Raw genomic sequence first — 20,273 nt, 5'->3', positions numbered from 1 at the left:
CCACCTGTGTCTAAAGAGTACTTGAGCAAAAACTACGTCGAAGAAACCAAGTTCGGCTTCTGGTTCCTGCGCAGCCACACCTGGCAACATCACGTACTGCGCGTGGCAATCAACGACCTGCGCAGCCTGTTCAGCACGCCGTTGCCGGAAGCACCAGTGCTGCTGGATGCCGGTTGTGGCCAGGGCAAGTCGTTTAGCTATTTACAGCAGGTGTTCGCTCCCAAGCGCCTGATCGGCCTTGACGCCGACCCGCACAGCCTCGACCTGAGCCGTGCCGAAGCGGCGCGCCAGGGCATTGAGATCGAGTTGATCGGCAGCGATTGCGCCACCCTCAAGGTGGCCGATGAAAGTGTCGACATCCTGTTCTGCCACCAGACTTTCCACCACCTGGTGGAGCAACAACGGGCACTCACCGAGTTTTATCGAGTGCTCAAGCCCGGCGGCTACCTGCTGTTTGCCGAGTCCACCGAAGCCTATATCGACACCTGGGTGATTCGCTGGCTATTCCGTCACCCGATGCATGTGCAGAAAAGTGCCGATGAGTACCTGGAGATGATCCGCGAGCAGGGTTTCGAGTTTGGCCCGCAGAACGTGTCGTACCCGTACCTGTGGTGGAGCCGCTCGGCAGACTTCGGCCTGCTGGAGCGTTGGGGCCTGCGCCAGCCCAAGCCGTTTGGCGAGCGTGAAGAGACGTTGGTGAATGTGGTTGCACGCAAGCCACTCACAGGCCCGCCAGCATGATCCGCGCGCTGTTGATCGGCTGCCTGTTGCTGCTGGCCGCATGCGCCAGCCAGCCGCCGCTGCCGGTGCATACACCGAGCCTGGCCTTGCCCCTGCAATTGCATATCGAGCGCGAGCAGGACGGCCAGCGCCAGGACTGGTTGCTGGTGATCCAGCGCGAAGGCGATGCCTTGCGCTGGTCGCTGATGGACCCGCTGGGCATCCCCCTGGCCCGGCAAAAGCTGGTGGCCGGCAGTTGGCAGGCAGATGGCCTGCTACCACCCAACCCCCAGGCCCGCGAGCTGTTTGCGGCGCTGCTGTTTGCCCTGACCCCGGCCGCTGAAATGCCCGGCAACTACCCCCAAGCCCGTGAAGACGATGGCGTACGGGTACTCAAGCCGCACTGGCAGGTGATCTACCGCGCCCCCTTGACCTTCAGCGTGAACATGCCGGGCCAGCACCTGAACTACCGCGTCACCGCGCTCGAGAGCAGCCCATGACCGCTTATCTCAATGCCCTGGGGATCATCTGCGCCCTGGGCCGTGGCCAGCAGCAAGTGCGGCGCAATCTGTTTGCCGGGGATTGCTCGGGCATGCGCGCCGAGAGCGGCTGGGTGCCCGAGCGAGTACTGCCGGTGGGCAGCGTGCCTGGCGAACTGGCGCCACTGCCGCCGCACCTGGCGCAACAGAGCAGTCGCAACAACCAGCTGTTGCTGGAGGCCGCCTTGCAGATAGAAGGCCCGATCCGGCAGGCGATCCACACCTTTGGCGCCTCGCGTATCGGGGTGGTGCTGGGTACCAGCACCTCGGGCATCGATGAGGCCAGTCGCGGCATCGCCCATTACCTGCGCGAAGGGCAGTTCCCCCAGACCTATGACTACCGCCAACAAGAGCTCGGCGCCCCGGCCAACTTCCTCGCCGACTGGCTGCAACTGAGCGGCCCGGCCTATGTGATTTCCACCGCCTGCACCTCCAGCGCCCGCGCAATGATGAGCGCACGCCGCCTGCTGGACCTGGGCCTGTGCGATGCGGTGCTGTGCGGCGGGGTCGATAGCCTGTGCAAGCTGACCCTCAATGGCTTCACCTCGCTGGAGGCGGTGTCTTCCGAGCGCTGCAACCCGTTTTCGCTGAACCGCAACGGCATCAATATCGGCGAGGCAGCGGTGCTGTTCCTGATGAGCAAAACACCGGCGCCCATCGCCCTGCTGGGCAGCGGCGCCAGTTGCGATGCGCACCATATTTCTGCGCCGGAGCCCAGCGGCAAGGGCGCATTGCAGGCGATGAGCAAGGCCCTGGCCAGTGCAAAATTGGCACCGGCGCAGATCGGTTACCTGAACCTGCACGGCACCGCGACCCAGCATAACGACGCCATGGAAAGCCTGGCCGTGGCCACCCTGTTTCCGGCTGGCGTGGCGTGTTCCTCGACCAAGCCGCTGACCGGCCATACCCTCGGCGCTGCCGGGGCACTGGAGGCTGCGTTCTGCTGGCTGAGCCTGGTCGAGGGCACACTGGCGCCGCATATCTGGGACGGTCAAGCCGACCCGGCGTTGCCCGCCCTGCGCTGGGCCAAGGTCGGCGACACCCTGGAAAAACGCTGCCTGATGAGCAACTCGTTTGCCTTCGGCGGCAACAACGTCAGCCTGATTATCGGAGACGCCCCATGAGCCATTGGCCACTCGCCGAACTGCTGCCCCACGCCGGGGACATGATCCTGATCGACCAGGTGTTGGCGTTCGATGAAGAACAGATCCACACCCGCGTCACCGTCAAGCCCGGCGGCCTGTTCAATCGCCCCGACGGCAGCCTGCCGGCCTGGGTCGGCGTCGAGTTGATGGCGCAAAGCGTGGCCGCCTATGCCGGCTGCCGCGCGCGCCAGAACGGCGAAGCGGTGGAGTTGGGCTTCCTGCTGGGCACGCGCAAGTTCGAATGCAATGTCGAGCACTTTCCCCTAGGTGCCGAACTGACCATCCACGGCCTGCGCTCCCTGGAAGACGACAACGGCATGGGTGTGTTCGAATGCCACCTGACCGGCGACGGGATCCAGGCCAGCGCACGCCTGAACGTATTTCGACCGCCCCAGGCGGCCAACTATTTAGCTGAATCGAAGGACACGTGTCATGACTGAATCCGTACTGGTCACCGGCTCCAGCCGGGGTATCGGCCGCGCTATCGCCCTGCGCCTGGCCCAGGCCGGCCATGACCTGGTGCTGCATTGCCGCAGTGGCCGTGCCGAGGCGGATGCCGTACAGGCCGAAGTCGAGGCCCTGGGCCGCAAGGCGCGGGTGCTGCAATTCGATGTGGCGGACCGTGCCACCTGCAAGCAGATCCTTGAAGCCGACGTAGAAACCCACGGTGCCTATTACGGCGTGGTGCTCAATGCCGGGCTGACCCGCGATGGCGCGTTCCCGGCGCTGTCGGAGGACGACTGGGACGTGGTGATGCGCACCAATCTCGATGGTTTCTATAACGTGCTGCACCCGGTGATGATGCCGATGATCCGGCGGCGCGCGGCCGGGCGCATTGTGTGCATTACTTCGGTCTCGGGGCTGATCGGCAATCGTGGCCAGGTCAATTACAGCGCGTCCAAGGCCGGCCTGATCGGCGCCGCCAAGGCCCTGGCCATTGAGCTGGGCAAGCGCAAGATCACCGTCAACTGTGTGGCTCCGGGCCTGATCGACACGGCAATGCTCGATGAAAACGTGCCGGTGGAAGAACTGATGAAGATGATCCCCGCGCAGCGCATGGGCACCCCCGAAGAAGTCGCCAGTGCGGTGAACTTCCTGATGTCGGCGGAAGCCGGCTACATCACCCGCCAGGTCCTGGCCGTGAACGGGGGCCTGTGCTGATGAAACGTGTGGTAGTCACCGGCATGGCCGGCATGACCTCCCTGGGCTGCGATTGGGACACCATCGTCGCCAACTTCCGTGCCCAGCGCAGCGGTATCCGGCGCATGGACGAGTGGGATCGCTTCAGCGAACTGAACACCCGTTTGGCCGGGCCGATTGACGACTTTGTCGTGCCGGCCCACTGGACCCGCAAGCAACTGCGCAGCATGGGCCGGGTTTCGCGCCTGGCGGTGTGGGCTGCCGAACAGGCGTTGCACGACGCCGGCCTGCTGGGCGATGCGTCGATCAAGGATGGACGCATGGGTGTGGCCTGCGGCTCATCCACCGGCAGCACCGATGAGATCAAGGCGTTCGGCAATATGCTGCTCAACTCGGTGGCCGAGGGCCTGAACGCCAACTCCTATGTGCGCATGATGCCGCACACCACGGCGGCCAATATCAGCATCTTCTTTGGCCTCACCGGGCGCCTGATCCCCACGTCCAGCGCGTGCACCAGCGGCAGCCAGGGCATCGGCTACGCCTATGAAGCGATCAAGTTCGGCCGCCTGCCGCTGATGCTCGCCGGCGGCGCCGAAGAGCTGTGCCCCACCGAAGCCATGGTGTTTGACGCGCTCTACGCCACCAGCCTGAAAAACGACGCCCCGCAGACCAGCCCACGGCCCTACGACAGTGGTCGCGACGGCCTGGTGATTGGCGAGGGCGGCGGCATGCTGGTGCTTGAGGAGCTGGAACATGCCCTGGCCCGTGGCGCGCATATCCATGCCGAGATCGTCGGTTTTGGCAGCAACGCCGACGGCCAGCACACCACGCGCCCCGAGCAGGCCACCATGCGCCGGGCCATGGAGCTGGCCCTGGAAGATGCTGGCCTGGCGCCGGATGCCATCGGCTATGTCAACGGCCACGGCACGGCCACCGAACAAGGCGACATTGCCGAAACCCTGGCCACCAGCAGCCTGTTCGGCAGCCGCATGCCCATCAGCTCGCAAAAGAGTTTCCTGGGCCATACCCTGGGCGCCTGCGGGGCGCTGGAGTCGTGGTTCAGCATCGAGATGATGAACCGCGACCAATACGTGCCGACGTTCAACCTCGATCAAGTCGACCCACGCTGCGGCGAACTGGATTACCTGCGCGGCGAGTTCCGCCAGATGCACAACGATTACGTGATGAACAACAACTTTGCCTTTGGCGGCGTCAACACGTCGCTGATCTTTCGCCGCTGGCAGTAAGCCTTTTATCTGATTGGAGAGAACGCAATGTCTTCGTTGCTACGCGCCACCCTCATCGCCCTGACCCTGCTGACCGCTGCCGGCTGTACCAGCAAGCCGGTACTCAATACCCAGCACGCACTCGCCGCCAACGAGCAGGTCAGCGAAGCGAAAATGAAACAGAGCATCCTCACCGCGCTGGACAAGCGCAACTGGACCGTACAACGCGCCGACCCACGCCTGATCCAGGCCCAGATCAACGTGCGCAACCGCTACTACGCCGAAATCGACATCCGCTACACCGGCACCAGCTACGCCATCACCTACCGCGACAGCCAGGAACTGGGCTACAAGGACGGCAAGATCCATCGCAACTACAACCGCTGGGTGAGTATGCTCGACCGCGACATCATGGCCGGGCTGCGCTCCAATGGCGCAGCTGAAGCGGGCACGGCGGCGCAGTTGTTCAAGGAGACGGGGACGTCGAAGCAGAACTGATCGGCGCCTGAAAAACCGGCACCTACCTAGCACCAGAAACGACAAAGGGCGCCTTTCGGCGCCCTCTTCACAAGCAGGCTGGCTTGTCATCGCCTTGACAGCCAAAAACTGCTCACTGGAAAGTTCAGCGATTTTGTCAAATCAACACGCTGCCTTCTTTGGGCTGATAGAGAAGTGTCATCCATGTCACTCAGTGAAAAAGAAACGATTCTGCGCAACGCCAAGGTAAATCACTAAATCGGTTCCGTTACCTGATATGTGACCGCGGTTACACCAACGCCTTGCGCGTCAGCAGCTCGACAAACGCCTTGGCCATGGGTGACTGCTGGTCCTTGCGCTGCACCAGCCACACCGCCGTTACCGCCTCCGGGTCGAGCAAGGTGCGGTAGACCACGCCATCGATGCGGATGCGCTGGTACGACGCCGGCAACACCGACACTCCCAACCCCGCCGCCACCAGGCCGATGATGGTCATGGCCTCGCCGGCCTCCTGGGCGAAGTGCGGGCTGAAGCCGGCGTCGCGGGCCAGGCTGAGTAACTGGGCGTACAAACCGCTGCCATAGGCCCGTGGGAAAAACACAAAAGGTTCGTCGGCCAACTGCGTCAGATGCAAACCCCGCTCACTACCCTGCGCCAACGGATGGCCGGCACTGAGCACCGCCACCAGGGGCTCACGCATCAACTCCACGACACTCAGTGAGTCCGGCAACGGCAACGGGCGCATCAAGCCGACCTGGATCGACTCATCCACCAGCGCACCCGCCACTTCGGTACTGCTCATTTCCTGCAGGTTCAGGTGCACCGCCGGGAAGGCCTGGCGAAAAGCAAAAATCGCTTGTGGGATGCTGGAGTTGAACGGCGCCGAAGAGGTGAAGCCAATCTTCAGTTCACCCAGTTCCCCCAACTGCGCACGGCGCGCCACATCCGCAGCCTTGTCGACCTGCGCCAGCACCAGGCGGGCTTCCACGAGGAACAGGCGCCCAGCCTCGCTCAGCTCGACCCGACGATTGGTGCGCTCGAACAGCCGCGCGCCGACCTGCTGTTCCAGCGCCTGGATCTGCTGGCTCAAGGGCGGCTGGGAGATCCCCAAAACCTGGGCGGCCCGGCCGAAATGCAGCTCTTCAGCCACGGCGATGAAGTAGCGCAAGTGGCGCAATTCCATGAAAACCTCATTAGGTCGTAAAAGCTATCAAACAGGTCGAACAATATATTGGAAAGAATCATTAGCCAGCTATATTCTTTTTTGCATGGCCAGTCCTGGCTGCCTTTGCTTGCCGAGGTCCCGCGTGAAAGCTGCTGTCGCTCCACTTGTCCAAGAACGTCCGCCCACAGCCCTGGATGAGGTGGTGGCGCAGCTCAACGACGTGTACATCGAAAAAGGTACGCCGATGTTTATGCGTACAGTGCTGGCGCTGTTTTCCGGCGGCTTTGCCACCTTTGCCCTGCTGTATTGCGTACAACCGATGATGCCGGCGCTGTCCCACGAGTTTTCCATCAATGCCGCGCAGAGCAGCCTGATCCTTTCTGTCTCCACCGCGATGCTCGCCTTTGGCCTACTGATCACCGGGCCAGTTTCCGATCGCCTGGGGCGCAAGCCGGTGATGGTCACCTCGCTGTTCTGCGCTGCGGTGTGCACCATCGCCAGCGGCCTGATGCCGACCTGGGAAGGGATCCTGTGGATGCGCGCGCTGCTGGGCCTGTCCCTCAGTGGCCTGGCTGCCGTGGCCATGACCTACCTCAGCGAAGAGATCCACCCGCAGCACATCGGCCTGGCCATGGGCCTGTATATCGGCGGCAATGCGATTGGGGGCATGAGCGGGCGCCTGATCACTGGCGTGTTGATCGACTTTGTCAGCTGGCACACCGCAATGCTGGTCATCGGCGCGCTGGCGCTGATTGCGGCGACGGTGTTCTGGAAAATCCTGCCGCCCTCGCGCAACTTCCGCGCCAGCAGCCTCAAGCCGCGCAATTTGCTCAATGGTTTCGTCATGCACTTCAAGGATGCCGGCCTGCCCTGGTTGTTCTTCGAAGCCTTCTTGCTGATGGGCGCCTTTGTCACGCTGTTCAACTACATCGGCTACCGCTTGCTGGCCGATCCCTATGACCTGAGCCAGGCGTTGGTGGGCTTGCTGTCGGTGGTGTACCTGTCGGGCATCTACAGCTCGGCGAAGATTGGCTCGCTGGCCGACCGCCTGGGCCGCCGCCGCGTGCTGTGGGCCACCATCGTGCTGATGCTCGCCGGCATCACCCTGACCTTGTTCGGCCCGCTGTCACTGATCATCATCGGCATGCTGATCTTCACCTTCGGCTTCTTCGGCGCCCACTCGGTGGCCAGCAGCTGGATTGGCCGCCGCGCAGTCAAAGCCAAGGGCCAGGCTTCGTCGCTGTACCTGTTCAGCTATTACGCGGGGTCGAGCATTGCCGGGACGGCCGGTGGGTTTTTCTGGCACTACGCCGGCTGGAACGGGATTGGCGGGTTTATCGTCGCGCTGCTGATCGTGGCATTGCTGGTGGCGTTGAAGCTGGCCAAGTTGCCACCGCTCAAACTGTAGGAGCTGGCTTGCCAGCGATGTGGCCCGAAGAATAACCGCAGGGCTCAGGCATGTCATCGCCGGCAAGCCGGCTCCTACAACAATCGTCAGCTAATAAAAAACCGGCCTGAGCCGGTTTTTTATTAGCTGATGCTTACTCGTGATACTGCGCCGACAACTCATGCACCGCCCGCAGGAACGCGCCCGCATGCTCCGGGTTCACTTCCGGGGTGATGCCGTGGCCGAGGTTGAACACGTGGCCGCTGCCCTTGCCGTAGCTGGCGAGGATACGGCCCACTTCGGTGCGGATCGCTTCCGGCTTGGCGTAGAGCACGGTTGGGTCCATGTTGCCTTGCAGGGCCACCTGGTTGCCGACGCGGCGACGGGCTTCGCCCAGGTCGCAGGTCCAGTCCAGGCCCAATGCATCGGCGCCCGCATCGGCGATGCTTTCCAACCACAGGCCGCCGCCCTTGGTGAACAGGATCACCGGCACTTTGCGGCCTTCGTGTTCGCGGATCAGGCCGCTGACGATTTTGCGCATGTAGGCCAGGGAGAACTCCTGGTACGCCGCCGCCGACAGGTTGCCACCCCAGGTGTCGAAGATCTGCACCGCTTGCGCGCCGGCCATGATCTGGCCGTTGAGGTAGGACACGACCGACTGCGCCAACTTGTCCAGCAGCAAGTGCATGGCTTGTGGGTTGTCGTAGAGCATGGCCTTGGTCTTGCGAAAGTCTTTCGACGAGCCGCCTTCGACCATGTAGGTGGCCAGGGTCCACGGGCTGCCGGAGAAGCCGATCAGCGGTACGCGGCCGTTGAGTTCGCGGCGGATGGTGCTGACGGCGTCCATCACGTAGCCGAGGTCTTTGTGCGGATCGGGGATCGGCAGGGCTTCGATATCGGCCAGGGTGCTGATCACTTTCTTGAAACGTGGACCTTCGCCGGTTTCAAAGTACAGGCCTTGGCCCATGGCATCGGGGATGGTCAGGATATCGGAGAAGAGGATGGCCGCATCCAACTGTGGATAGCGGTCCAGCGGCTGCATCGTGACTTCACAGGCGAACTCCGGGTTCATGCACAGGCTCATGAAATCGCCCGCGTTGGCGCGGCTGGCGCGGTATTCCGGCAGGTAGCGACCGGCTTGACGCATCATCCACACGGGGGTGACGTCTACGGGTTGCTTGAGCAGGGCACGAAGGAAACGGTCGTTCTTGAGGGCAGTCATGTCGGCATCCGCAAAAAAAGTGCGGGCATTTTCTCAGAGCCGGACGCAAAAGGCACGGTTACAGGTCAGCCTTTTGTCTATCGGGTCAATTTGTCGCAATGGCTGGCAGCACAAACCTCAATAGGCAATGGGGTTTGTGTAGGAGCTGGCTTGCCTGCGATGGCATCAACTGGGCCTGGCTGACAGACCGAGCTGCCTGCATCGCAGGCAAGCCAGCTCCCACATTTTGATCCCGTTTCAACTCGGGATCAGATCAGACCTGCAGGTAGTCCAGGATGCCTTCGGCGGCGTTGCGGCCTTCGAAGATCGCCGTCACCACCAGGTCAGAGCCGCGCACCATATCGCCACCGGCGAAGATTTTCGGGTTGCTGGTCTGGTGCTTGTACGGGCCCTGTTCCGGGGCCACGACGCGGCCCTGGCTGTCAGTCTGGATCTGGAACTGCTCGAACCACGGCGCCGGGCTTGGGCGGAAGCCGAAAGCGATGACCACGGCGTCGGCCGGGATGATCTCTTCGGAACCCGGGATCGGCTCGGGGCTGCGGCGGCCACGGGCGTCCGGTTCGCCGAGACGGGTCTCGACCACCTTCACGCCTTCGACACGGTCTTCACCGACGATAGCGATCGGCTGGCGGTTGTAGAGGAATTTCACGCCTTCTTCCTTGGCGTTCTTCACCTCTTTGCGCGAGCCGGGCATGTTGGCTTCATCGCGGCGATAGGCACAGGTCACCGACTTGGCACCCTGGCGAATCGAGGTGCGGTTGCAGTCCATCGCGGTGTCACCACCGCCGAGCACCACGACCTTCTTGCCTTTCATGTCGACGAAATCTTCCGGCGACTTTTCAAAGCCCAGGTTGCGGTTGACGTTGGCGATCAGGAAGTCGAGCGCGTCGTACACGCCCGGCAGGTCCTCACCGGCAAAGCCGCCCTTCATGTAGGTGTAGGTGCCCATGCCCATGAACACGGCATCGTATTCTTCGAGCAGTTGCTCCATGGTCACGTCTTTGCCGATCTCGGTGTTCAGGCGGAACTCGATGCCCATGCCGGTGAAGACTTCGCGGCGATTGCTCAACACGGTCTTTTCCAGCTTGAACTCGGGGATGCCGAAGGTCAGCAGGCCGCCGATTTCCGGGTTCTTGTCGAATACCACCGGGGTCACGCCACCACGTACCAGCACGTCGGCACAACCCAGGCCCGCCGGGCCCGCGCCGATAATCGCCACGCGCTTGCCGGTGGGCTTGACCTTGGACATGTCCGGGCGCCAGCCCATGGCGAATGCGGTGTCGGTGATGTACTTCTCCACCGAACCGATGGTCACCGCGCCGAAACCGTCGTTGAGGGTGCACGCACCCTCGCACAGACGGTCCTGGGGACAAACCCTGCCGCAGACTTCCGGCAGGGTATTGGTCTGGTGCGACAGTTCGGCGGCGGCGAGGATGTTGCCCTCGGCCACCAGCTTGAGCCAGTTGGGAATGAAGTTGTGCACCGGGCACTTCCATTCGCAATACGGGTTACCGCACCCCAGGCAGCGGTGGGCCTGGTCGGCCGAGTGCTGGGGTTTGAAGGGCTCGTAGATTTCCACGAACTCTTTCTTGCGTTGACGCAACAGTTTCTTCTTCGGATCTTTGCGCCCGACATCGATGAACTGGAAGTCGTTATTCAGACGTTCAGCCATGTTAAAACCTCATCAAACTCTTCAGGCGCATATCACTGCGGGTTGGCACGGATGCTGGAAAGCAACGATTTCAAGTTGGCAGCCTTGGGCTTGACCAGCCAGAAACGACGCAGGTAATCATCGAGGTTCTCGGCGAGGTTACGGCCCCATTCGCTGCCGGTTTCCTCGACGTACTCGTCCAGCACGTGCTGCAAGTGGTTCCGGTAGGACTCCATGGCTTCGCCGCTGATCCGCTGGATCTCGACCAACTCGTGGTTGACCTTGTCGACGAAGGTGTTGTCCTGGTCCAGCACGTAGGCGAAACCGCCAGTCATGCCCGAACCAAAGTTGTAACCGGTCTTGCCCAAAACGCAGACAAAACCACCGGTCATATACTCGCAGCAGTGATCGCCAGTGCCTTCGACCACGGTGTGGGCACCGGAGTTACGCACGGCGAAACGCTCACCGGCGGTCCCTGCGGCGAACAGCTTGCCACCGGTGGCGCCGTACAAGCAGGTGTTGCCGATGATGGCACTGTCCTGGGTCTTGTAGATGCTACCCACGGGCGGGACGATCACCAGCTTGCCGCCGGTCATGCCCTTGCCCACGTAGTCGTTGGCGTCGCCTTCAAGGTACATGTGCAGGCCGCCGGCGTTCCACACGCCAAAGCTCTGGCCCGCGGTGCCCTTGAAACGGAAGGTGATCGGCGCCTTGGCCATGCCCTGGTTGCCGTGCTTGCGCGCGATTTCGCCGGAGATCCGCGCGCCGATGGAGCGGTCGCAGTTGCAGATATCCAGGGTGAATTCGCCACCGCTGGCGTCGTTGATCGAGGAGCCGGCCATGTCGACCATTTTCTCGGCCAACAGGCCTTTGTCGAACGGTGGGTTGCGGTCGACCTGGCAGAATTGTGGCTTGTCTGCCGGGATGTGATCGCTGCCCAACAGCGGCGTCAGGTCCAGATGGTGCTGCTTGGCGGTCTGGCCCTGGAGGATGTCCAGCAGATCGGTACGCCCGATCAGCTCTTGCAGGGAGCGCACGCCCAGCTTGGCCAGCCACTCACGGGTTTCTTCGGCGACGTAGGTGAAGAAATTCACCACCATGTCGACGGTGCCGATGTAGTGATCCTTGCGCAGCTTCTCGTTCTGCGTCGCCACGCCGGTGGCGCAGTTGTTCAGGTGGCAGATGCGCAGGTATTTGCAGCCCAGGGCAATCATCGGCGCGGTGCCGAAGCCGAAGCTTTCGGCGCCGAGGATCGCGGCCTTGATCACGTCGAGGCCGGTTTTCAGGCCGCCGTCGGTCTGCACCCGGACCTTGCCGCGCAGGTCGTTGCCGCGCAGGGTCTGGTGGGTCTCGGCCAGGCCCAGCTCCCACGGTGCGCCAGCGTACTTGATCGAGGTCAGCGGCGAAGCGCCGGTGCCGCCGTCGTAGCCGGAGATGGTGATCAGGTCGGCATAGGCCTTGGCCACGCCAGCGGCGATGGTGCCGACGCCGGCTTCAGCAACCAGTTTCACCGAGACCAGGGCCTGCGGGTTGACTTGCTTGAGGTCGAAAATCAGCTGCGACAAGTCTTCAATCGAGTAGATGTCGTGGTGCGGCGGTGGCGAGATCAGGGTCACGCCCGGCACGGCATAACGCAGCTTGGCGATCAGGCCGTTGACCTTGCCGCCCGGCAGTTGCCCGCCTTCACCGGGCTTGGCGCCCTGGGCCACCTTGATCTGCAGCACTTCGGCGTTGACCAGGTATTCCGGGGTCACCCCGAAACGGCCAGTAGCCACCTGCTTGATTTTCGAGCTCTTGATGGTGCCGTAGCGCGCCGGATCTTCGCCGCCTTCGCCGGAGTTGGAACGCGCACCCAGGCGGTTCATGGCTTCGGCCAGGGCTTCGTGGGCCTCGGGCGACAAGGCGCCCAGGGAGATACCGGCGGAGTCGAAGCGCTTGAGGATCGACTCCAGCGGTTCGATTTCGCTGATAGCCAACGGCGTGTCCAGGGTTTTCACCTGGAACAGGTCGCGGATCATCGACACCGGGCGGTTATCCACCAGCGCGGTGTATTCCTTGAACTTGGCGTAGTCGCCCTGCTGCACAGCGGCTTGCAGGGTGCTGACCACATCCGGGTTGTAGGCGTGGTATTCGCCACCGTGCACGAACTTGAGCAGGCCACCTTGCTGGATCGGCTTGCGCGCGCTCCAGGCCTCCAAAGCCAGGGCTTTCTGTTCGGCTTCGATATCGACGAAACGCGCGCCCTTGATGCGGCTTGGCACACCACGGAAGCTCAGCTCGCAGACTTCTTCCGACAGGCCGATAGCCTCGAACAACTGCGCACCACGGTACGAAGTGACGGTGGAGATGCCCATCTTCGACAGGATCTTCAACAGGCCTTTGGTGATGCCTTTGCGGTAGTTCTTGAACACTTCGTAAAGGTCGCCCAGCACTTCGCCGGTGCGGATCAGGTCGCCCAGCACTTCGTAGGCCAGGAACGGATACACCGCCGATGCGCCAAAGCCGATCAGCACCGCAAAGTGGTGCGGGTCGCGGGCGGTGGCGGTTTCGACGAGGATGTTGGAGTCGCAGCGCAGGCCTTTTTCGGTCAGGCGGTGGTGGACCGCGCCGGTGGCCAGCGAAGCGTGGATCGGCAGCTTGCCCGGGGCGATATGGCGGTCGGTCAGCACGATCTGGGTACGACCGGCGCGCACGGCTTCTTCAGCCTGATCGGCGACGTTGCGCACAGCAGCTTCCAGGCCGAGGCTCTCGTCGTAGTTCAGGTCGATGATCTGCCGCTCGAAGCCTGGACGCTCCAGGGTCATCAACGAGCGCCACTTGGCCGGGGAAATCACCGGCGAGCTGAGGATCACGCGCGAAGCGTGCTCTGGCGATTCCTGGAAGATGTTGCGCTCGGCACCGAGGCACACTTCCAGGGACATGACGATGGCTTCACGCAGCGGGTCGATCGGTGGGTTGGTCACCTGGGCGAACTGCTGGCGGAAATAGTCGTACGGCGTGCGCACGCGCTGGGACAGCACGGCCATCGGCGTGTCATCGCCCATGGAGCCGACGGCCTCGTAGCCTTGCTCGCCGAGTGGGCGCAGCACCTGGTCGCGCTCCTCGAACGTGACCTGGTACATCTTCATGTACTGCTTGAGCTGGTCGACGTCATAGAAAGCCGAACCGTGGTCGTTGTCTTCCATGGTCGCCTGGATGCGCAGGGCGTTCTTGCGCAGCCATTGCTTGTACGGGTGACGCGACTTCAAGCGGTTATCGATGGCATCGGTGTCGAGGATCTGCCCGGTTTCGGTGTCCACGGCAAGGATCTGGCCAGGGCCGACGCGGCCTTTGGCAATCACGTCCTGCGGCTGGTAGTTCCACACGCCGACTTCCGACGCCAGGGTGATGAAGCCGTTGGTGGTGGTCACCCAACGCGCCGGGCGCAGGCCGTTACGGTCGAGCAGGCACACCGCGTAGCGACCATCGGTCATGACCACGCCGGCCGGGCCGTCCCACGGTTCCATGTGCATCGAGTTGTACTCATAGAACGCCCGCAGATCGGGGTCCATGGTCTCGACGTTCTGCCACGCTGGCGGAATGATCATGCGCACGCCACGGAACAGGTCGATGCCGCCGGTGACCATCAGTTCCAGCATGTTGTCCATGCTCGAGGAGTCGGAACCCACGCGGTTGACCAGCGGGCCGAGCTCTTCGAGGTCCATCAGGTCGTTGGCGAACTTGGTGCGACGGGCCACGGCCCAGTTGCGGTTGCCGGTGATGGTGTTGATCTCGCCGTTGTGGGCGAGGAAGCGGAATGGCTGGGCCAGCGGCCATTTCGGCAGGGTGTTGGTGGAGAAGCGCTGGTGGAACACGCAGATCGCGGTTTGCAGGCGCTCATCGCTCAGGTCTGGATAGAAGGCGGTCAAATCCGCCGGCATCATCAGGCCTTTATAAATGATGGTCTTGTGGGAAAAGCTGCAGATGTAGTGGTCGGTGTCCAGGGCGTTGGCCACGGACGAGCGGCGACGCGAGGTGAACAGCTTGATCGCCATGTCCTGGTCGCTCAGGCCGTCGCCTGCGATAAACACTTGTTCGATCTGCGGCAGGCGCTCATGGGCCAGGCGGCCGAGCACGCTGGTGTCGATCGGCACTTTGCGCCAGCCGACGAGTTGCAGGCCGGCGGCGAGGATCTCGCGGTTCATGTTCTCGCGAGCGGCCTGGGCTTTGACCGGGTCCTGATTGAAGAACACCATGCCCACCGCGTATTGCTTGGGCAAATCGGCGCCGAAGGTTTCCTTGGCGACAGCGCGCAGGAACAGGTCGGGCTTTTGAATCAGCAAGCCACAACCGTCACCGGTCTTGCCGTCGGCGTTGATCCCACCGCGGTGGGTCATGCAGGTCAGGGCCTCGATGGCCGTTTGCAGAAGGGTATGACTGGGTTCGCCCTGCATATGGGCTATCAGGCCGAAACCACAGTTATCCTTGAATTCATCGGGTTGGTACAGACCTGCTTTCATAGACACTTTCTCACCAGGCTGCCTCTTATTTCGAGGCAAATTTCTTTTCAATTCAACCGGTTACCTTCCACGCCGAACGTACGCCGGCTTAGCGGGGGCAAAAGGGAGGTCATTGTACACACCGACACAGACGCCCACAAATTTGGCGACGAACTGTCGCAAATCTATGTCGCATTTATGAAAGGTTTAAAGCGATATGCTGTGCTAGTCAAAACTTTTTTAATTCTGACTGCTACTACTCAAAAGCTACTGTGAGGCAGACACCACAAAGCGCGCGGCCTTCAGGGCTGCACGCTTTGTTGTTTTTTTTGAGGTGCTGGGAGGGCGACCTGGGTAAGGTCGCCGGACTTCAGCGAGTTGTTGCGAGTTCTTGTTGAACGCTGGCAACAGTGCGAGGCCAAGGTTTACCAGCCTGAACCTTCGCTGGCAAGGCCTTGATCGCGGAATCGGCTGCCGCGCGGCTCGGGAAACTGCCGTAGGTGATCACGTAGAGAGGCTTGCCGTTGAGCACTTTCTTGAAATAACGGTACTCGCCGCCCTGCTCTTTGACGAACGCCTGGGCGTTGGCTTCGGAGCTGGTGCCGAGGATCTGCACCACGTAGTTCTTCGCCGGTTGGCTGCCGTACCAGCCGCTGCCGGCAGCGGCCTTGGCCACGGTCACCGGTTTTTCAGCAGGCTTGGCGACAGGTGCAGGCTTGGCCGCCGGGGCTGGCGTCGGCTTGACCACTGGCGCCGGGGTTGGCTTGGCGGTGGCAACCTGGGTCGGCGCAGGCGTCGGCTTGGCCGCAGGCACCGGTGCCGGGCTGGCTGTCGCGCCAGGCGGCGGAGCCACGGTGGTGACGGTCGGTGGCGTGGCGCTGGAGCCTTCTACCGGCACGCCGTCGTCGCCTTCGGAAATGGCGCCGGCCTCTTCTGCCAACGGGCCACGCATGACCGGCTGGCCAACCATCGGCAGGTTGGTAGGCTGGCCAGAGCCGGCAAACTCAACGGCTGGTGCGCCATTGGTAGTGGGCTTGCCCAGTGGCAGCTGCGCCTGCTCGGTCGGTGCACCTGGAGCAGTCGGGGCCTTGCTACGGCCGGGAATCAGCCAGGCGGCGGCAACGGCAACCACGACAACAGCAGAAATCGCCAGTACGTGTTTCTTCGGCATGGTGAACCCCATCTTTGGACGCTTAACCGCAGAGCGGCTGGCAATCATTGCTTCGATCATCGCATCCCGGGCCACCTGGTTGATGGTGCCAGGCCAGCCGTCGGAGCTTTCGTGAATATCAGAGATCTGCTGGGCAGAGAAAAGTTCGATGCCCTGGCCGGCACCTTCAAGGCGCTGGGCCAGGTACTCGCGGGTTTCTTCTTCTTCGTAGGGCTGCAATTCGATGACGTGAAACAGCTCTTGCTCGCCACTGAGCTGCTCCAGGTCGGCAATCAGCGACGCCTCACCGAACAGGAAGACATGGGGGCGCCCTTCCGGCGTACCCGCCGCCAGGGCGAGCAACGCTTCCAGGGCGGACTCGTCGAGCTGCTCGGCATCGTCCACCAGCAGGTAGACTTCCTGGCCGGTCAGGCCCAGTTGCACTACTTGCTTGAGAATCGCAGTCGGCTCGGCATTGGCCACGTCCAGCGCCTGGGCAACCTGGCGCAACACGCCTGCCGCATCGCCGGCACCACGGGCGGAAACCACCACGCTCTGCACCGATTGCTTGTTGGTGCTGGCCACCAGGGCCTGGCGCAGCAGGGTCTTGCCGCTGCCCAAGGGGCCAGTGACCACCAACAGCAACTGGCTGTAGCGCGCCAGGTGGTGCAACTGCCCCAGCACCGGCTTGCGCTGTGCAGGGAAAAACTTGAAACCGGGGACCCGTGGCGCAAAAGGGTCATGGCTCAACTGGTAATGGCCGAGGAAAGCCTCGTCGGCATGCAAACTAGTCATCGGGATCTGGTTAACCTTTCAGCTGGGCCAGGGCGCGGTAATCCGCTCCCAGCGTGGCCTGTAGAATCTCTTTCGGATAATCGTCGGTCACTACCGCTTCGCCCATTCGGCGCAACAGCACCAGACGCAAACGACCATCGATCACTTTCTTGTCTATCGCCATATGTTCAAGGAAATCGGCTTCAGTCATCTCATCGGGAGGAATGACCGGCAACCCGGCGCGCTGGAACAGGCGGATACCACGATCACGCTCTTGGACACTGATCCAGCCCAGGCGTTGCGACATCTCCAACGCCATCACTGTGCCAGCCGCCACGGCCTCACCATGCAGCCAGACACCATAGCCCATGTGGGTTTCAATCGCATGGCCGAAGGTGTGGCCCAGGTTCAGGGTGGCGCGCACGCCAGACTCACGCTCGTCGGCATTGACCACCAGCGCCTTGGCCGCACAGGAGCGGGAGATAGCCTCGGTCAGCGCCACCTGGTCCAGGTTGCGCAAGGCATCGACGTGCTCTTCAAGCCAGGTCAGGAAAGGCTCATCGCAGATCAACCCGTACTTGATGACTTCCGCCAGGCCCGCCGACAGCTCGCGAGGCGGCAGGGTATTGAGGGTGGCGGTGTCGATCAGCACGGCATTGGGCTGGTAGAACGCGCCGACCATGTTCTTGCCCAGGGGATGGTTGATCCCGGTCTTGCCGCCCACCGACGAATCGACCTGGGACAGCAGGGTGGTCGGCACCTGGATAAAGTCCACGCCACGCTGGTAACAGGCCGCGGCAAAACCGGCCATGTCGCCGATCACGCCGCCGCCAAGGGCCACCACCGTGGTACGCCGGTCATGACGCGCGGTGAGCAGCCCGTCAAAGATCAATTGCAGGGTTTCCCAGTTCTTGAAGGCTTCGCCGTCGGGAAGAATCACCGAGATCACCGAATACGCCGCAAGGCTGCGACTCAGACGCTCAAGGTAGAGCGGCGCGACGGTCTCGTTGGAGATGATTGCCACTTGTCGCCCGGCAATATGCGGCGCGAGCAACTCGGGCTGGTCCAACAAGCCTTCGCCAATATGGATCGGGTAGCTACGCTCGCCAAGATCGACCTTAAGTGTCTGCATGTGTCCCCGCGCTGAAGATGGAAGCAGGCGTCCTGCCCTGTATTAACGTTGTCGGCACCGTCGAGATCGGACGCTGCCTGATGGCTCTACGCCACACCTCGGACGGTTGCAACGCGCTGCCGAGGATAGCGCATTTCGGCCCTGGCTTTAACGGGGTGGCAACTGCTGCAAGCGCTCGAGAATGTCGATTACGACCATGCGCGGTGGCCGTTCATCGGTTTCCACCACCAGATCGGCGATTTCCCGATAAAGCGGATCGCGCAGGGTCAGCAAGTCCCGCAGGGTTTTCTCGGGGTTGGCGGTACGCAACAATGGCCGGTTGCGATCACGTGCGGTGCGCCCTACCTGCTGCTCGACCGACGCATGCAAATAGACCACCCGACCGCCATCCCGCAGCGCCCGTCGGTTTTCCTCGCGCATCACTGCACCGCCGCCGGTGGCCAATACCACGCCATCGCAGCCGCACAACTCGGCAATCATCGCCTGTTCGCGGTCACGAAAGCCCAGTTCGCCTTCCTTATCGAAGATCCACGGGATATTGGCGCCCGTGCGCAATTCAATTTCCTTATCGGAGTCTTTGAATGGCAGGCGCAGCTCTTTGGCCAGCAAACGGCCGATGGTGCTTTTTCCAGCCCCCATCGGCCCTACAAGAATCAAATTTCGCACAGAATCAACGACTCACAGCAATCGCCTGGTTATTCATAATACGCGGAGTCAGGAATACCAGCAGCTCGGATTTTCTTTGGGCAACGACATCACGCCGGAAAAGGCGGCCAAGATACGGCACATCGCCCAAAAATGGCACTTTATCTACCACCTTGCTCTGGTTTTTGGAGAAAACCCCGCCAAGGACGATGGTCTCGCCGTCCCTGACCAGCACCTTGGCGTTGACCTCGTTCTTCTTGATCGGCGGCACATCGTTGAGTTTGTTCAGGTAGTCCGGTTCATCCTTGGTCACCCGAACCTCCATGATTACCTGGTCGTCCGGAGTGATTTGCGGCGTCACCTCCAAAGAAAGCGAGGCTTCCTTGAACGAGACCGAGGTCGCCCCCTCGGACGTAGCTTCCTGGTAAGGAATCTCGGTACCCTTGAGAATCCGTGCGGTTTCCTTGTTGGACGTGACCACCTTGGGCTGGGAAATCACCTCGCCATTGCCGCCCTTCTCCATGGCGGTGAGCTCCAGGTCCAGCAGCACGTTATCGGTGATAAACGCGATGCCAAGGCCGGAGCTTGCATTGACGACGCCCAAGTCCACGAAGGGCGAGCTATCGGGAGACTCGCCATCCCCTGTCGGGCTTTTATCCACCCCGCCACCACTCCAGTTACCTTTATTGCGCAGCAACCCGCCCCAGCGCACCCCCACACTTTTGTCATAATCGACATTGGCTTCGACTATCCGCGCCTCGATCATCACCTGGCGCACCGGGATATCCAATTGATTGACGATGCGCCGCAGCTCCTCCAGACGCTCTCCCGTCTGGTAGGCAATGATGTTGTTGGTGCGATCGTCTACCGTCACCGAGCCACGCTCATCGGCCACCCCCTCAGGCCCGCTTACCGACTGGAACAGCTTGGCCAGCTCAGACGCCTTGGCGTAATTGACTTGCAGCAGCTCCCGGCGCAGGGGCGCCAGCTCGGTCATCAATTTGCGCGATTCCAGGGCCAGCAGCTCGCGGGCGGCCAGCTCTTCGGCCGGCGCCACCAGCAGCACATTGGCCGTCACACGCTTGTCGAGGCCCTTGGCTTGCAGCACCAGGTCCAGGGCCTGATCCCACGGCACGTCCTTGAGGCGCAGGGTAATCGAGCCGTGCACGTCATCACCGGCCACCAGGTTAAGCCCGGCCACGTCGGCAATCTGCTGCAGTACTGCGCGGACCTCGATGTCCTGGAAGTTGAGGGAAAGCTTGTCGCCGCTAAACGGGCCACGCCCGCTACCCTGGGGCGAAGCACCGGGTGGTGGCAGGTGAATCAGGTCGATCCGATTGGGCACAGCCTCAGTCATCGGTGCCGTGAACGCTATCCATAGCGCCACACCGAAGGACGAAATAATCCTTTTCATTTTTTGCT

The 20,273-nt window shown here is 62.2% G+C and carries 16 protein-coding genes; 8 read left to right on the top strand and 8 right to left on the bottom strand.

The window, feature by feature from the left end; genetic code table 11:
* Window positions 1–6: 6 nt before the first annotated feature.
* From ACO77H_RS02010 to ACO77H_RS01980, 7 genes are read left to right on the top strand one after another with little or no spacing between them, the layout of a single operon-like run.
* On the top strand, window positions 7–741 hold the full coding sequence (locus tag ACO77H_RS02010; RefSeq protein WP_432755728.1) for a class I SAM-dependent methyltransferase: 735 nt from the start codon (window positions 7–9) through the stop codon (window positions 739–741).
* Window positions 738–1,220 (top strand): hypothetical protein, encoded by a 483-nt coding sequence (locus tag ACO77H_RS02005; RefSeq protein WP_432754937.1) that lies wholly within the window; start codon window positions 738–740, stop codon window positions 1,218–1,220. The genes ACO77H_RS02010 and ACO77H_RS02005 overlap by 4 nt, the downstream gene beginning before the upstream one ends.
* Window positions 1,217–2,383: a beta-ketoacyl-[acyl-carrier-protein] synthase family protein gene (locus ACO77H_RS02000; protein ID WP_432754936.1), complete on the top strand. Its 1,167-nt coding sequence runs from the start codon at window positions 1,217–1,219 to the stop codon at window positions 2,381–2,383. Before ACO77H_RS02005 ends, ACO77H_RS02000 begins: the two co-directional genes overlap by 4 nt.
* Window positions 2,380–2,844 (top strand): 3-hydroxylacyl-ACP dehydratase, encoded by a 465-nt coding sequence (locus ACO77H_RS01995; protein ID WP_432754935.1) that lies wholly within the window; start codon window positions 2,380–2,382, stop codon window positions 2,842–2,844. Before ACO77H_RS02000 ends, ACO77H_RS01995 begins: the two co-directional genes overlap by 4 nt.
* Entirely contained in the window at window positions 2,837–3,565 is a 729-nt protein-coding gene (fabG, locus tag ACO77H_RS01990) for a 3-oxoacyl-ACP reductase FabG (RefSeq protein WP_169952361.1), read from the top strand. The genes ACO77H_RS01995 and fabG overlap by 8 nt, the downstream gene beginning before the upstream one ends.
* Window positions 3,565–4,791, top strand: a complete 1,227-nt coding sequence (locus ACO77H_RS01985; RefSeq protein WP_169952363.1) for a beta-ketoacyl-ACP synthase — start codon at window positions 3,565–3,567, stop codon at window positions 4,789–4,791. Before fabG ends, ACO77H_RS01985 begins: the two co-directional genes overlap by 1 nt.
* Before the next feature lie 27 nt (window positions 4,792–4,818).
* On the top strand, window positions 4,819–5,268 hold the full coding sequence (locus tag ACO77H_RS01980) for a hypothetical protein (RefSeq protein WP_169952365.1): 450 nt from the start codon (window positions 4,819–4,821) through the stop codon (window positions 5,266–5,268).
* A 268-nt stretch (window positions 5,269–5,536) separates the two neighbouring features.
* Here the strand turns inward: ACO77H_RS01980 and ACO77H_RS01975 are convergent, their stop codons facing one another.
* Window positions 5,537–6,430 (bottom strand): LysR family transcriptional regulator, encoded by an 894-nt coding sequence (locus tag ACO77H_RS01975; protein ID WP_169952367.1) that lies wholly within the window; start codon window positions 6,428–6,430, stop codon window positions 5,537–5,539.
* 124 nt (window positions 6,431–6,554) lie between these two features.
* Here ACO77H_RS01975 and ACO77H_RS01970 point away from each other — a divergent pair, with 124 nt between their 5' ends.
* On the top strand, window positions 6,555–7,820 hold the full coding sequence (locus ACO77H_RS01970; RefSeq protein WP_432754934.1) for an MFS transporter: 1,266 nt from the start codon (window positions 6,555–6,557) through the stop codon (window positions 7,818–7,820).
* Between the two features lie 133 nt (window positions 7,821–7,953).
* On the opposite strand, the gene hemE is transcribed toward ACO77H_RS01970, so the two are convergent.
* The 7 genes from hemE to ACO77H_RS01935 all read right to left on the bottom strand — a co-directional run bounded on the left by hemE (window position 7,954) and on the right by ACO77H_RS01935 (window position 20,208).
* Window positions 7,954–9,021, bottom strand: coding sequence for a uroporphyrinogen decarboxylase (gene hemE / locus ACO77H_RS01965; RefSeq protein ID WP_169952372.1), 1,068 nt, complete (start codon window positions 9,019–9,021; stop codon window positions 7,954–7,956).
* A gap of 253 nt (window positions 9,022–9,274) precedes the next feature.
* Window positions 9,275–10,693: an FAD-dependent oxidoreductase gene (locus ACO77H_RS01960; protein WP_432754933.1), complete on the bottom strand. Its 1,419-nt coding sequence runs from the start codon at window positions 10,691–10,693 to the stop codon at window positions 9,275–9,277.
* Window positions 10,694–10,725: 32 nt separating this feature from the next.
* Entirely contained in the window at window positions 10,726–15,171 is a 4,446-nt protein-coding gene (gene gltB / locus ACO77H_RS01955; RefSeq protein ID WP_169952374.1) for a glutamate synthase large subunit, read from the bottom strand.
* 349 nt (window positions 15,172–15,520) lie between these two features.
* Entirely contained in the window at window positions 15,521–17,095 is a 1,575-nt protein-coding gene (locus ACO77H_RS01950; RefSeq protein ID WP_169952376.1) for an SPOR domain-containing protein, read from the bottom strand.
* A 10-nt stretch (window positions 17,096–17,105) separates the two neighbouring features.
* Window positions 17,106–18,206, bottom strand: coding sequence for a 3-dehydroquinate synthase (aroB, locus tag ACO77H_RS01945; protein ID WP_432754932.1), 1,101 nt, complete (start codon window positions 18,204–18,206; stop codon window positions 17,106–17,108).
* Window positions 18,207–18,353: 147 nt separating this feature from the next.
* The gene (gene aroK / locus ACO77H_RS01940) at window positions 18,354–18,872 is read right to left on the bottom strand and encodes a shikimate kinase AroK (RefSeq protein ID WP_169952380.1); all 519 of its coding nucleotides are present in this window, start codon (window positions 18,870–18,872) and stop codon (window positions 18,354–18,356) included.
* Window positions 18,873–18,876: 4 nt separating this feature from the next.
* Window positions 18,877–20,208 carry a type IV pilus secretin PilQ gene (locus ACO77H_RS01935; protein ID WP_170042560.1) on the bottom strand — a complete coding sequence of 444 codons (1,332 nt, stop codon included), beginning with the start codon at window positions 20,206–20,208 and terminating at the stop codon, window positions 18,877–18,879.
* Window positions 20,209–20,273: the final 65 nt, after the last annotated feature.

The sequence above is a fragment of the Pseudomonas sp. WMBT8 genome (genome assembly GCF_050916005.1).
Lineage (GTDB): Bacteria > Pseudomonadota > Gammaproteobacteria > Pseudomonadales > Pseudomonadaceae > Aquipseudomonas.
The sequence above is the reverse complement of the archived record's forward strand: the minus strand, read 5'-3'. Positions and strand labels throughout refer to the sequence as shown.